Genomic DNA, 13938 nt, shown 5'->3' on the forward strand with positions numbered 1-13938 from the left:
CGTTCCTCAGGCCGACCGCGCCGGTTCGTCGATCAGCATGAACAGGCGGAACATCACGACGCTGATGAACAACTGCAGAAAACTCGAGGTGCTGTCTACCGCCAGCGACAGCAGCGGGCTTTGTTGCTCGGGCAGCACGTAGTAACTCACCGCTTCCAGCACCGACAGTGGAATGTAGACGCACAGCACGCAAAGCAGAATGCGCACCACGTGGCCTTGGGTCATCTTGAAACTCTCGCGCATGGCTTGAAGCGGACCCATGCCACGCAAGACCAGCAGGTACTCGGAGAACACCAGTTTGATCATCACCCACACGCCGGGAAGGATGAACAGCGACATGCCTGCCATGATCAACAAGGTGCTCAGGATGGTCAGGACGGCAAACTTGGGCCACATAATCAGCGTCGTGGCGAAGAGATCACGTGTCGTCGGCGCTTCGCCGCGGGTCTTCGCATCCAGAAAAAGAATCAGCGCGCCGGTGTACAGCGGATAGAACAGCAGACCGATCAGCAACTGCCACGTCGCCGAGTTTTGCCCGACTGCCAGCCATTGTTTGGTGACGGCTTCCAGAATTACCAGCGGCAGGCACAGCGTAAGGATGCTGGCGAAGTTGCGCCGGAAAAAGTACAGCGAGTCTTGAAGAATGGTCAGCGGATTCATTGAAAGATCACAGGCAGAAGCAGGCCGACACTGTAACGTAGAGCTGCAGAACGGGCCAACCGGATGGGCGATGGCGGCGTTCTTAACTTTTTCTACATTCTATTGAAACGCACTTGAACAGCCCCATTACTGAATGTGTCTGAGCATACGCCCAGCCAACAGAATTCCTACGGCAATCTAACGAGGTCGCCATGAACAGCGAAGAACAAACCCTGATCGACGGCTTGTTTACCAAACTCAAGCAGGCAGAAACCGATTCGGCCCCACGAGATGCGCAGGCCGAAGCGCTGATCAAGGAACACCTGACTCGCCAGCCCGCCGCGCCTTATTACATGGCGCAGGCGATTCTGGTGCAGGAAGTCGCGATCAAGCAGCTGGAAACCCAGAGCCGCCAGCGCGACGAGCAGATTCAACAACTGCAGGCCGAGCTTCAGCGCGCCAGGGCGCAGACCCAGGCCCCAGCGCAAAGCAGCGGAGGGTTCTTGTCGAGCATTTTTGGCGGTGGCTCGCGCGAACCTCAGGCGCAGCAGCCGGCGTCGTCGTTCTCGCGTCCTTCCAGCCCGCAGCCTTCGGCCGGCGGCTGGCGCGACAGTGGACCTGCCAGCCCGCCTCCGTATAACGCGCCCCCACAAGGTGGCTACGCCCAGCCGCAAGCGGCGCCGGCTGCGCCCATCGGCAGTGGTTTCCTTGGTGGCGCGCTGAAAACGGCAGCCGGCGTGGCGGGTGGCGTGATGCTCGCAGAAGGCATCAGCAGCCTGTTCCACCACAACAGCCAGCCGCAGGAGATCGTAGAGATCATCCAGGAAGAACCGGCCCAGCACGCCAGCGACACCAATGTCGGCAATGGCGACGGCGGTTGGGGCGATGACCAGCAGCGTGTCACCAGTAACGACACCTGGGGAAATGACGCCGGTGGTTTTACCGATACCGACTACGGCAATGACACCGGTGGCTTTTTCGGCGGCGATGACGACGATTCCTACGTCTGACCGCTGATCCTGTCATTCAAAACTGAAAAAGCGCGCTTGCCCGCGATAGCAGTGGACCAGCACACAACAGCTGACTGGCCCACCGCAAACGCCGGTAGCGCGCTTTTTCAATACTCCCGCAGCGCGCTGTTCGCGCTCACGCTTCACCGCGCCATTGCCTGCCACGCTGACACACAGCCCTTCAATCCACTTCTCAAACTGGCATACTGAGCGCCGGTCCGGTTTTCGGGCCCTTGTCGCTTGTCAGCGCATCGAGGAGTTCCGGTGAGAAAGATCGCGGTGTTCGCCGACGTACAAAATCTGTATTACACCGTGCGTCAGGCCCATGGTTGCCATTTCAACTATGCCGCCCTGTGGGCCGACATCAGTCGGCGCGGGCAGATCGTCGAAGCTTATGCATACGCCATCGATCGAGGCGACAGCAAGCAGCAGCAATTCCAGCAAATCCTTCGAAATCTGGGTTTTACCGTCAAGCTCAAACCCTACATTCAGCGCTCGGACGGCTCGGCCAAGGGCGACTGGGATGTGGGCATCACGATCGACATCATGGACGTCGCGCCCCATGTCGATGAGGTCGTGCTCGCCTCGGGCGATGGCGATTTCGATCTGCTGCTCGATCGCATCATCAGCAAGCATGGCGTCGAGGCAGTGGCTTACGGCGTGCCTGGCTTGACGGCCAATTCGCTGATCCGTGCTGCCAGCCGATATGTGCCGATCGAAGGCGCGTTGCTGCTCAAAAGCTGACCGCCGACACGCTTCTATCGTTTGCTCCCGGTCTGCGGGCAAGCGCGCTCCTACAGGCAATTTGGTCATTCAAGAAAGGTTCACACATGCAAGAACGCATTGCCGTCATCGACTTCGAGACCACCGGGATATCGCCCAGCAGCAGTTGCCGGGCCACGGAAATTGCCGTGGTGATCGTAGAGCAGGGCGTGATCGTGGAGCGGTATCAGAGCCTGATGAATGCCGGCGTGCGCATCCCTTCCTTCATCGAGTCGCTGACCGGCATCAGCAACAGCATGTTGCGCACCGCGCCGCCCGCCGAGCGGGTGATGAACGAGGTGGTCGAGTTCGTCGGCTCGACGCCGTTGGTGGCGCATAACGCTTCGTTTGACCAGAAATTCTGGGATTTCGAGCTCTCCCGCATCAAGCGCAACCGCGTGCAAAGCTTCGCCTGCTCGATGTTGCTGGCGCGGCGCCTTCTGCCCCACGCGCCGAACCACAAACTCGGCACACTCACCAGCTGGGCCGGCTTGCCCCACACCGGCAAGGCTCACCGGGCCATGGCCGACGCGGAAATGGCTGCCAACCTGACGCTGCACCTGGGCCACCAACTGCGCGATGCCCACGGGCTCGCCGGCGTCTCTCACCAGTTGCTGTGCACGCTGCAAAAAGTCCCCGCGAAGAAGATTGCCGACGCCATCAGCAAGCATCGAGGCCTCGCGGCGGGTCAACAGGACCGGCTTTAACCGGGAATCGGTGGGACCGACGTTGCGCGTTGTTTGTAGGACCGGCTTCAGCCGGGAAGAGGCCAGAGTGGGCGCGTGATGAAAATTGTACGGGTCGAATAAACCTCAGTTGTAGCTGACGCCAGCGGCTTGGACATTTTTAGAATCATTCCAACAATAAACGACTGTATTCGAGCCTTTCATGCCTGCCTCCCGCCGTTTTCCGCTGTTGCTCATCGGTGCCTTCTTCGCGCTTTACGTGATCTGGGGCTCAACCTACCTGGCCATTCGCATCGGCATCGAAACATGGCCGCCCCTGATGATGGCCGGTGTCCGCTTCACCATCGCAGGCTCGATCCTGTTTGCGTTCATGCGGTTTCGCGGCGCACCGATGCCCACCTTCAAGCAATGGAAAGCCGCCGGCATGATCGGCTTTCTGTTACTTGCCTGTGGCAACGGCGGCGTGACCCTGGCTGAGCACGCGGGCGTTGCGTCGGGCGTTGCCGCGCTGGCAGTCGCCGTCGTGCCCCTGTTCACCTTGTTGTTCGGTCTGATGTGGGGCCATCGCAATACCGGTCTGGAGTGGGCCGGCATCCTGCTCGGGCTGGTGGGCATCGCGCTGTTGAATCTGGGCTCCAACCTTCAAGCCAGTCCGATGGGCGCGGCACTGGTGATTTTCGCGGCCGCCACCTGGGCGTTCGGTTCTGTCTGGAGCCGTTACCTGCCGTTGCCGGGCGGACCGATGGCCAGCGCCTGTGAAATGCTCGTCGCCGGCGCAGTCCTTCTGGTGGGCAGCTTCGCCAGCGGGGAGCGCGTGACCCAGTCGCCCGGTCTGTCGGGCTGGCTGGTCATGGCCTATCTGGTGGTATTCGGCTCGATCGTTGCCTTCAGCTCGTACATGTATCTGCTGAAAAACGTCCGCCCGGCCGCCGCGACCAGTTATTGCTACGTCAACCCGGCGGTGGCAGTCCTGCTGGGCGTGCTGTTCGCCGACGAACACATCGGGGCGGCGGAAGCGGCGGCCATGGCCGTGATCATCAGCGCCGTGGTGCTGATCGGCCTGCCGCAGTGGCGCAAGCAGAAACCGCTGCAGAAAGGGTAAACTGCGCGCCATTGTCTTTCACCAGACCTGTGCGCTGACCTTTTTTCAACGGTAATCAAATGACATTCGCCTCTCTTGGCCTGATCGAACCCCTGCTGCGTGCTCTCGAAACACTCGGCTACCAGACGCCAACCCCCGTTCAGGCCAAGGCAATTCCTCCCGTGCTCGAAGGCCGCGACCTGATGGCCGCCGCCCAGACCGGCACCGGCAAGACAGCGGGCTTCGCGCTGCCTCTGTTGCAACGCCTGACCATGGAAGGGCCGAAAGTCGCTGCCAACTCGGTCCGCGCGCTGGTGCTGGTGCCCACGCGTGAACTCGCCGAACAGGTCCACGAAGCCATTCGCCAATACGCCGAGCATTTGCCTCTGGCCACCTACGCGGTGTACGGCGGCGTCAGCATCAACCCGCAGATGATGAAACTGCGCCGTGGTGTCGACGTGCTGGTGGCCACGCCCGGTCGCTTGCTGGACTTGCATCGTCAGAACGCTGTGAAGTTTTCTCAGGTTCAGACGCTGATCCTCGATGAAGCCGACCGTATGCTCGATCTCGGGTTTTCAGAAGAGCTGCGCGCCATCTACGCCGCATTGCCCAAACGCCGCCAGACGCTGTTGTTTTCAGCGACTTTCTCGGACCCGATCCGCCTCCTGGCCGGCCAGATGCTCGACAATCCGCTGAGCATCGAGGTCAGCCCGCGTAACGTCGCGGCGTCTTCGGTGAAGCAGTGGGTCGTGCCGGTGGACAAGAAGCGCAAGAGCGAGCTGTTCATCCATCTGCTCAAGAAACTGCGCTGGAGCCAGGTGCTGGTGTTCGCCAAAACCCGCGTTGGCGTCGATCAGCTGGTGGACCGCCTGCAAGGCCTGAGCATCAACGCCGATGGCATTCACGGCGACAAGCCGCAGGCCACTCGCCAGCGTGCGCTGGACCGTTTCAAGGCAGGTGAAGTGCAGATTCTGGTGGCCACTGATGTCGCGGCACGTGGCCTGGACATCGACGACCTGCCAACCGTCGTTAACCTGGATCTGCCGATCGTGGCCGAGGATTACGTTCACCGCATCGGCAGAACCGGGCGCGCAGGCCAGACCGGCGAGGCGATTTCGCTGGTGTGTGCGGACGAGGTCGAGTTGCTCAGCGCGATCGAGGTGCTGACGCGTCAGACGCTGCAACGCAAGGAAGAACCGGATTTCGAACCCGAGCATCGCGTTCCCGCCACAGATGCCACCGGGGCGATCCTGAAAAAACCGAAGAAGCCGAAGAAACCCAAAGCCAGCGGCGGTGGCGGTAAGCGCAATCTCGGCAAGTGGGTCGACAGCGGTGAATCCGTGGCCCAGGCGCCTGACGTCAAGCCGGTGCGCAAGGTGCCTGCGTTCAACACCGGGCCGCGCAAGCGCAAGCCATGATGCGCTCGGTCGGTGATCTCAAGACGCCATTGTCTTTTGCCCGCCGACCGCTCACCATCGCCTGAGTTACCCGCCTGCCAGATGGATAAAAAAATTGGCAGTACGTCCAGCCCATAAGCGCTTCCGGAGTCGGCTGCTATTCGCGCTGGCGACGATGTGCATGGCGTATGTGGGTTACCTCGCCGCCGACTGGGATTTTTCCGAAATCAGTCGCCGCGCCGAAACCTTGTATGGGCCGTCGGGGGCCGGACGGCAACGCATCGATGCCTGGCAGGATCTGCTGGCAACCGAGAAGCAGGTCAGTGAAATGGACAAGCTGGCTGTGGTGAATCAGTTCTTCAACAAGCAGCTGCGCTACGAAGAAGACAGCGACCTGTGGCATGAGGTCGATTACTGGGCCACGCCTGTCGAATCCTTGATCAAGGGCGCCGGTGACTGCGAAGACTACGCCATCGCCAAATATTTCAGCCTCCGCCGACTGGGTGTTCCGGGCGAGAAACTGCTGATTACCTACGTCAAGGCGCTGCGCCTGAACCGCGCCCACATGGTGCTGACCTACTATTCGAGCCCGAACGCGGTGCCGTTGGTGCTCGACAGCCTGATCAACGACATCAAACCTGCCAGCGAGCGCCCGGATCTGTTGCCGGTATACGCCTTCAACGCGCAAGGCGTGTGGCTGCCTGGCGCGCAGGGCAATAAAAAAACAGGTGACAGCAAACGTCTGTCGCGCTGGCAGGACGTACTGAAAAAAATGGGCGCCGAAGGCTTCCCGACCGAGCCTGGGAATGAGGAGCACTGATGTCACTGTTCAAGCAGCTGTTCATTGCTATCTGTCTGTTTCTGGTGGTCGCCTTCGCCGGCGGCTTCGTCGTCAGCCTGGAAAGCTCCAGGGCGCAGTACGTCAACCAGTTGCGTTCCCACGCGCAGGACGCCGCCACCTCGCTGGCGTTGTCGCTCAGCGCCAACGTCGACGACCCGGCAATGATCGAGCTGATGGTGACGTCGATCTTCGACAGCGGCTATTACGCCAGCATTCGTGTGGTCGATCTGGCGAGCGGCGCTGCAATCGTCGAACGCCGCGCGGCGACCGGCATTCAGGATGTACCGAAATGGTTCGTCGATGCGATAGGGCTCGAGCCTGGCGCCGGGGAAGCCATCGTGAGCCGGGGCTGGCAGCAGATGGCGAGAGTGGAAGTGGTCAGCCATCCCATGTTCGCGCTGGCCAAGCTGTGGCAAAGCGCGCTCGGCAGCCTCGGCTGGCTGGTCGCCTGCGGCGTCGTCAGTGCGTTGGCGGGCGGGCTGCTCTTGCGTCGCCAGCTAAAACCTCTGGACTACATGGTGGCGCAGTCTCAGGCGATCGGCCGTCGTGAATTTCTCACCTCGCCCGAGCTGCCGCGCACACCAGAGCTGCGCCGTGTGGTTCAGGCGATGAACCAGATGGTCGAGAAGCTCAAGGCGCTGTTCGAGGAGAGCACCGAGCGCAGCGAGCAGCTGCGTGTCGAGTCTTATCAGGACAGCCTCACCGGCCTGTCCAACAGGCGCTATTTCGATATGCAGCTCACTGCACGTGTCAGCCAGCTGGAGGACAGCCGCGCCGGTTATCTACTGCTGCTGCGGGTCAAGGATCTGGCCGGGCTGAACGAGCGCCAGGGTGGCCAGCACGCCGACGCTCTCATCGTCGCGGTCGCTGAGCTGTTGGTGCGCCAGTGCGAGCCCTTTGCACAGACGCGCAACCTTGTCAGCCGCATTCGGGGCGGTGAGTTCGCGGTACTTGCGCCCGGCATGGTGCGCGAGGATGCCCTGCAACTCGCCCACAACCTTGAAACATCGCTGCACAGCCTCGAAACGACCGGTGCCTGCGATGTTGCGCCTGTGGCGTACATGGGACTTGCGCCGTACAGCCCCGGTGACTCGTCGCTGATCCTGCTGGGGCTGGCCGATCAGGCGCTGTCGCAGGCCGAAGCGGGCGGCGATCCTACGTGGTGCTGCATTGAACGTGGCGCAATTGGCGATCTGGGCGAAGACCATCATGCCTGGCATCGATTGCTGGACGGGGCCTTGACCCACGGTCGCTTTGAGCTGTTTTTTCAGCCGGTGGTCGATGCCAGAGAGCCCAGCCAGGTGCTGCATTACAAAGTGCTTTCCCGCGTGGTCGATGCGCATGGCCAGACGATTCCCGCCGGGCGCTTCCTGCCGTGGCTCGAGCGCTTTGGCTGGTCGTCCCGGCATGATCTGTTGATGCTCGAGCAGGTGCTTCAGCATCTGCAGACGCACGACCAGCGTCTGGCGTTGAATCTTTCGGCAGCGACGCTGAATGACTCCGGAGCGTTCACCCGAATCGTTGAAGCATTGCGTGCACAGCCTGGGCTGGGGCCGCGCCTGACGCTGGAAATCGGCGAAGCGCAGTTGCCGGAGCAGGCGCTGCTGGAAAAACTGACCCGGCGGTTGCAAGAGGCGGGCTTCTCATTGGCGCTGCAGCACTTTGGCGGGCGTTTCAGCATCATCGGTAATCTGGCGCATCTGGGGCTGGCGTATCTGAAGATCGATGGCAGTTACATCCGGGCCATCGATCAGGAGAACCATAAACGCCTGTTCATCGAGGCTGTGCAGCGGGCCGCGCACAGCATCGATCTGCCATTGATTGCCGAGCGCGTCGAGACCGCCGGGGAGCATCAGGTGCTGGCAGAAATGGGCATCAAGGGTGTGCAAGGTCAGCTCTTTGGTGATCCGGCGCCTTGGCAGTGATTGGCCGTTTCAAAACGCCAGACCATCATATTTCTCCCTGAAACGGCGGTCATCGCGCAGGGTAAAAGCCGCCGCATCCCGCGCTTAAAACATCATTCAAAGCAATAGTCGAAGGCTTTCCATCACGGTTATCGATCCTGAAATCGAATACTAGCCTTGTGACATATTTCGCCTGTAATTTATATAAATAGGATCCTAAAGATCTGGCCCGAACCTGCGATACGGTGAGGTGAAGCTGTCGTCCCGCGACCATTAACTACAAGAGCTATTGGTCATTTTTTATCATCAAAAATGATACTTCCTGCATACAAGGAAATAGTCGTGACGTTGAATCTACGCCGCAAGGTCATTCTCCTTGCCATCATTCCAAGCCTGCTGCTGGCTGCGGTCATCAGCTGCATCACCTGGGTCGTGCTGCAAAAGCTCGCCACTCAGGAAGTGGAGCAAACTCGCGCGCTGCTGCTTGAGGAACGCAAACTGTCGCTGAAAAACTATCAGCAGATTGGCGAGGCGGCGATCAAGCCGATCTACGACGCTTCCGCGCCTGGCGACATGGACGCTCGTGATCGCGCGCTCAAAGTCCTGAAGAGTCTGCAGTACGACAAGGCCAGTTACTTCTTCGGTTACAACTCGTCCTACGTGCGCGTGTTCTGGTCCGACAAGGACCTCGACATCGGCAAGAACTTTTCCGACGCCAAGGATGCCAATGGCGTCTACGTCATCCGTGGCCTGGTCGACAAGGCCAAAGACGGCACTCATTTCTTCCGCTACGACTGGCCGACGCCGGGCAGCGACAAACCGATTCCCAAATTGGGGTACACCTCATACCTGCAGAAGTGGGACCTGGCGTTTGGCACGCAGGCCAATCTGGACGACATCGATAATCAGGTCGCTGCCATCGCGCAATCCACGCAAAGCCGCATCGGCTCCTCTGCCGCGCTGATCGTCGCGATCATCGCGGTGTTTCTCTTGATCGTCGCGCTCGTCGGGCTGGTGCTCGGCAACGGCCTGGTCAAACCGGTGCTGGTGATCAAACAGAATCTGGACGACATCGCCGCCGGCGACGGCGACCTGACGCGTCGTCTTCCTGAGAGCGGCAATGATGAATTGGGCGCGCTGTCCCGCTCGTTCAACCAGTTCGTGGCGAAGATCCACGGGCTGGTTCGCCAGATTGCCGAGATGACCGGGCAGTTGAACAGCCTGGTGGGCGACATGTCGTCTCAGGCGCAACGGTCGGAGGAGGCGATGGGCCGCCAGCGGCAGGAAACCGATCAGGTCGCCACCGCGATTCACGAGATGTCCTCGGCGGCGCATCAAGTGTCGATCAGCGCGCAGGGCGCCTCCCAGGCCGCGCGCAAAACCAGCGATGTCGGGCTGGATGCCAAGACGGTCGTCAACAAAAGCATCGACAGCATTCATGCGCTCATTGGTGAAATAGGCGCGAGCAGTTCGTCGCTCGATCACCTGCGTCAGGATGTGCAATCCATCGCAACGGTGGTGGATGTGATTCGCTCGGTGGCCGAACAGACCAACCTGCTGGCGCTCAACGCGGCCATCGAAGCGGCGCGGGCGGGTGATGCCGGGCGTGGTTTTGCTGTCGTCGCCGACGAAGTTCGCGCGCTGGCCAGCCGCACCCAGCAAAGCACTCAGGAGATCCACGACATGATCAGCTCGCTGCAACGTGGCGCGCAGGACGCCGTGGTCGCCATGAGTCGCTCCAGCGACACCGGCAAGACAACCGGTGAACTCGCCAACGAAGCCGGCACGTCGCTGGATGCAATTGGCCAGTTGATCGAAACCATCAACGACATGAACGCACAGATTGCCAGCGCCTCCGAGGAACAGACCGCTGTGGCGGAAGAGATCAGCCGCAGCATGACGCAGATCGCCCAGGCCGTGGACGAAGTCGCCGACGACGCGCAAGGCGGCGCACAAACCGCACGCAGCCTGACCGCCCTGGGCGACCGTCTGGGTGGTTTGGTGAAACAATTCAGGATCTGAAAATAGCGCGATGTGCGGAGTACTGGCAGCGTCTGTAGGACCGGCTTCAGCCGGGAAGAGGCCAGTACATCCGTTGGAGATGTAGCGTCTGGAAGTCAGTCTTCGCGAGCAAGCTCGCTCCCACCAGTGCGGTGCCTGGCGCGAGACCATGCCATGCCGCAATGCCCTTGTGGGAGTGAGCTTGCTCACGAAGAGGCCAGTGTCTCCGGTGGAGACGTTCCTGCTGGAACCAGTCTTCGCGAGCAAGCGCCCAAGGTTTTTGAGCGGTGCTACTTGCCCCGCTTGCTGTTGATTTCCACCAGCTTGCCACCTTCAAACCGCAGATACTGATACATCCCGTTGTTCGGGCCGTAGATCCATTCCTGAACCTGCACCTGATCCACCTGCCGGAAATGGTTGACGGTTTCCTTGTAGCCGATGATGTCCTGACTGACCGGCTGGCCGCATTTCTGCTGGACTTCGAACATACGGTCGCCTTCGCTGATCAACTGGCTGCCGCAGCGCAGCGTGTCGGCGTGAGCCAAACCGGTCGACGCCATCAAACCGAGAACGATCGCTATCCTCGTACGCACATTCTTCAAAAGTAATTACTCGCTATCCAGGTGCAAAGGGCTCACGACGCGGCCGTCTTTTTCCGGCTGGCCGAGGCTTGCGTCAACGAAATAGACCCGATCATCGGCCAATTGTCCCTTGTCCACCAGATAGTCCTTGATGCTGCCGGCGCGCGCCTGTCCAAGCTGACGCAGCAGCAGCGCGCTGGAACTCCACGACTTGAGCACAGCATCACGCATCTTGTTCTGACGTTCTTCCTTGCCCAGATCAACCCATTGCGCCGGTGGCTGCTGCTTGAGCCGTGTGCGGTAAATGCCTTCCAGCATCGGTGGTTTCTCGTCGTCCGGCACTTGCAGGTCGCTTGCCTGCGCCGGCACCTTGTCACCACGGCGCTGGAGGATTTTGTAATAGGTGCTCTGGTACTCACGCTCCAGACGTTGCTGAGCAATCAGCGGACCATCGCTGGCCTCGGCGCTGGTGCCTTCGATCTCGAGGCGCAGCGCCGGACGCTCCTTGAGTGCGCTGGCCAGTTTGTCCAGTGATGCCTGCGCGTCGCTGCTCAGATCGTCCGAACCGGGTGCGAACGCCACAGTGCCCAGGTCTTCAGAGCCACCGCCGCTGATCAGGCCGCCAATGAACTTGAACGGCGCGGCAGCCGCTTTCACCACCAGATTGCGCAGGGTTTGCCAGACGATCGGCATGACGCTGAACTGTGGGTTGTTCAGATCGCCGGTCACCGGCAGCTCGATCGAAATCTTGCCATCCACGTCCTTGAGCAGGGCAATGGCGAGCTTGAGCGGCAGATTCACCGCATCCGGACTGTCAACCTTTTCACCGAGCTGCAACTGCTCCACCACCACCTTGTTTTCGGCCTTGAGCTGGCCCTTGGTGATCAGGTAATGCAGGTCCAGGTTCAGGCGGCCCTTGCGGATTCGATAGCCTGCGAACTTGCCGGAGTAGGGCGTAAGCGTCGTCAGTTCGACACGTTTGAAGCTGGTGGCGATGTCCAGACTCGCCAGCGGGTTGAAGGGATTGAGCGCCCCTTTGATGGTCACCGGCGCGTAGCGATCCACCTTGCCCTTGATGTCCACCGGCGCAGGCTTGTCCTGACGATTGTCCAGGGTGCCGATCTTGCCGTTGAGTTGTTGGACGGCGGTCGCGAAATTCGGTGTGAGGCTGAAGTCGGCGAAGTTTGCCGAGCCGTTGTTGATGTTGACCTCGCCGATGTGAATGGCCATCGGTTTGTCGGCAGACGCAGTTTTCGCCTTGGGCGCTGCAGGGGCTTTGTCGGCAGGCTGCGGAATCAGCAGGTCGTCGATGTTGGTGGTGCGGTCATCGGCAATCACGAAGCGGGCGTAAGGTTGCTCCAGGTTGATCGCGGCGATGTTGAGGCTGTCACCGAGCTCAAAGTTAACGCCCTCGACGTTGACGCGCTGCCACTTCACGAAATCCCTCGATTTCAGCGTGTCGAGCGTGTGCAGTTGGTCGACCTGGGCTTTGCCGGTGATGCCGAGCGCCAGTGGTTCGGTGCTCTTGAGGTCGACTGCCAGATCGGTGTTGAGCATGCCGCTGCGCACCTCCAGGCGGATGAACGGCGTCACGTAAGACTGCGCGATCCGCAGGTCGATATCGCGGGTGGTGACATTGAGCTTCGCGCGAACGGGCGCCAGATTGACTTCGCCCTCGGCGGTGAGCTTGCCCTGTTTGCCCAGCCCGGTATCGAGCTTCAGCTTGAAAGGCGATTGATTCAGGCTGTCGAAGCCCGTCATGTCCAGATTCAACGGCCCAAGGTCCAGCGCAACGGGTTCCTTCGGCACTTTGTCCGCCAGATGGATGCGGTAGTCGCGCAGTTGGGTGTCGCGCAACAGAACCTGCCACGGCTTCCCCGGTGCTGCGGATTCCTGTCTGGCGGTGGTCTCGGTGCCCGTAGCGGTGGCCGGTTCCTGCTTCGCCGCCTCGTCTTTTTTGGCCTGAGCCTTGGACGGCTGACTGGCGAAAAGCTTCTGCCAGTCGAGCTGCCCGTCAGGCTCCCGCGCGGCCCAGGTTTCCAGGCCCTGACTGCGAATCTTGCCGACGCTGACCAATTGCCTGGCCAGATCGATGGAAGTGTCGCTCACCTCAAGGTTCTTCAGGCGGGCCAGTGGCCGACCATCAGGCGCATCGATGGCGAAAGGCGCGACGCTCAAAGACGTGTTGTCCAGCAACAGCTCGGTTTCTTTGGCCAGACTCAATTTGTAATGGGTATTGAAGTTCAGTACGCCGTCTTTCAGAACCAACGGCAGCGCGTCGCGCACGTACGGCCACCAGACTTTCATCTTGCCGTCGGTGACCTTGAGCGTGCCTTCGGAGGTGATCGGCACCAGACTGATTCGCCCGACCCAGTCGATCTGCCCGCCTTCGGGGCCGGCGGCGACCAGCGTCATATCGGCATTGTCCTCAGGCAGCGTGCTGAGGTTCTTCAGCTCGAAATTCAACGTGTCGTAGAGAAACTCGATCGGCTCGCTGGGGCGCAGATCCTGAAAGTGCACATAACCGTCAGCCAGTTTGATTTCATCGATTCGCAGTGGGAACGGCTTCGAGGGCGGCTCGTCCGGCTTGGCAGGTTCGCTGGGCGGCAACTTGAACAGGCCCGCCAGGTTCAGCGTGCCGTCTTTGGAGAACAGCAGTTCGGTCTTGGGCTTGTCCAGTTCCACGGCCTTGAGGTGCAGGGCCTTGGTCCACAGGCTGTCGATCTGCAGGTCGGCGTACAGACGCTCGAAACCAATCTGCTCCTTGCCGGGCGCACCGATATTGAGGCCCCACAGCGTCACTTTCAGGCTGTAGGGATTGAGCTCCAGACGTTCGACTCGCGCCGGAACCGTGGCGTAATTGGCCAGTTGCTGATTGATCACCCGCAACGCAATGCCCGGCAGGATCAGAAACCCCAGCAAGCTGTAGATTGCGAAGACGGCCAGCAAGGCGCCGATGGCGCGTTTCAATCCGTTGGGCATGTAGGTCGCCGACTCTCTCGATGGGAGGTGCTTGGAGTATGGCACGCCAATCTG

The 13938-nt window shown here is 60.6% G+C and carries 11 protein-coding genes; 8 read left to right on the plus strand and 3 right to left on the minus strand.

Translation table 11 applies throughout. From position 1 onward, the window contains the following. Positions 1-6: 6 nt before the first annotated feature. Positions 7-660 (minus strand): YciC family protein, encoded by a 654-nt coding sequence (locus tag AAGQ88_RS03180; RefSeq protein ID WP_342654416.1) that lies wholly within the window; start codon positions 658-660, stop codon positions 7-9. A gap of 191 nt (positions 661-851) precedes the next feature. Between AAGQ88_RS03180 and AAGQ88_RS03185 the strand changes: the two genes are divergently transcribed. The 8 genes from AAGQ88_RS03185 (at position 852) to AAGQ88_RS03220 (ending at position 10342) form a co-directional block, all read left to right on the plus strand. Continuing rightward, positions 852-1649 carry a DUF2076 domain-containing protein gene (locus tag AAGQ88_RS03185; protein ID WP_285424204.1) on the plus strand — a complete coding sequence of 266 codons (798 nt, stop codon included), beginning with the start codon at positions 852-854 and terminating at the stop codon, positions 1647-1649. 264 nt (positions 1650-1913) lie between these two features. Then, positions 1914-2393 carry an NYN domain-containing protein gene (locus tag AAGQ88_RS03190; RefSeq protein ID WP_093469181.1) on the plus strand — a complete coding sequence of 160 codons (480 nt, stop codon included), beginning with the start codon at positions 1914-1916 and terminating at the stop codon, positions 2391-2393. 86 nt (positions 2394-2479) lie between these two features. Beyond that, positions 2480-3118 (plus strand): 3'-5' exonuclease, encoded by a 639-nt coding sequence (locus tag AAGQ88_RS03195; RefSeq protein WP_285424203.1) that lies wholly within the window; start codon positions 2480-2482, stop codon positions 3116-3118. Between the two features lie 181 nt (positions 3119-3299). After that, positions 3300-4199, plus strand: coding sequence for a drug/metabolite exporter YedA (yedA, locus tag AAGQ88_RS03200; RefSeq protein WP_093469187.1), 900 nt, complete (start codon positions 3300-3302; stop codon positions 4197-4199). Between the two features lie 59 nt (positions 4200-4258). Next, positions 4259-5596 (plus strand): DEAD/DEAH box helicase, encoded by a 1338-nt coding sequence (locus AAGQ88_RS03205; protein WP_342654417.1) that lies wholly within the window; start codon positions 4259-4261, stop codon positions 5594-5596. 154 nt (positions 5597-5750) lie between these two features. Then, positions 5751-6395 (plus strand): cysteine protease LapG, encoded by a 645-nt coding sequence (gene lapG / locus AAGQ88_RS03210; RefSeq protein ID WP_342655729.1) that lies wholly within the window; start codon positions 5751-5753, stop codon positions 6393-6395. Then, positions 6395-8341, plus strand: coding sequence for a cyclic di-GMP receptor LapD (gene lapD / locus AAGQ88_RS03215; RefSeq protein WP_342654418.1), 1947 nt, complete (start codon positions 6395-6397; stop codon positions 8339-8341). The genes lapG and lapD overlap by 1 nt, the downstream gene beginning before the upstream one ends. A 321-nt stretch (positions 8342-8662) precedes the next feature. Further along, entirely contained in the window at positions 8663-10342 is a 1680-nt protein-coding gene (locus AAGQ88_RS03220; protein WP_342654419.1) for a methyl-accepting chemotaxis protein, read from the plus strand. Positions 10343-10611: 269 nt separating this feature from the next. Here the strand turns inward: AAGQ88_RS03220 and AAGQ88_RS03225 are convergent, their stop codons facing one another. Both AAGQ88_RS03225 and AAGQ88_RS03230 read right to left on the minus strand, forming a co-directional pair. Beyond that, complete coding sequence (locus AAGQ88_RS03225; protein ID WP_093469202.1) at positions 10612-10881, minus strand: DUF2845 domain-containing protein; 270 nt, start codon at positions 10879-10881, stop codon at positions 10612-10614. Positions 10882-10929: 48 nt separating this feature from the next. Next, entirely contained in the window at positions 10930-13929 is a 3000-nt protein-coding gene (locus tag AAGQ88_RS03230; RefSeq protein WP_342654420.1) for a DUF748 domain-containing protein, read from the minus strand. Between the last annotated feature and the right edge of the window lie 9 nt (positions 13930-13938).

This window comes from Pseudomonas sp. F3-2 (assembly GCF_038804275.1).
GTDB lineage: Bacteria > Pseudomonadota > Gammaproteobacteria > Pseudomonadales > Pseudomonadaceae > Aquipseudomonas.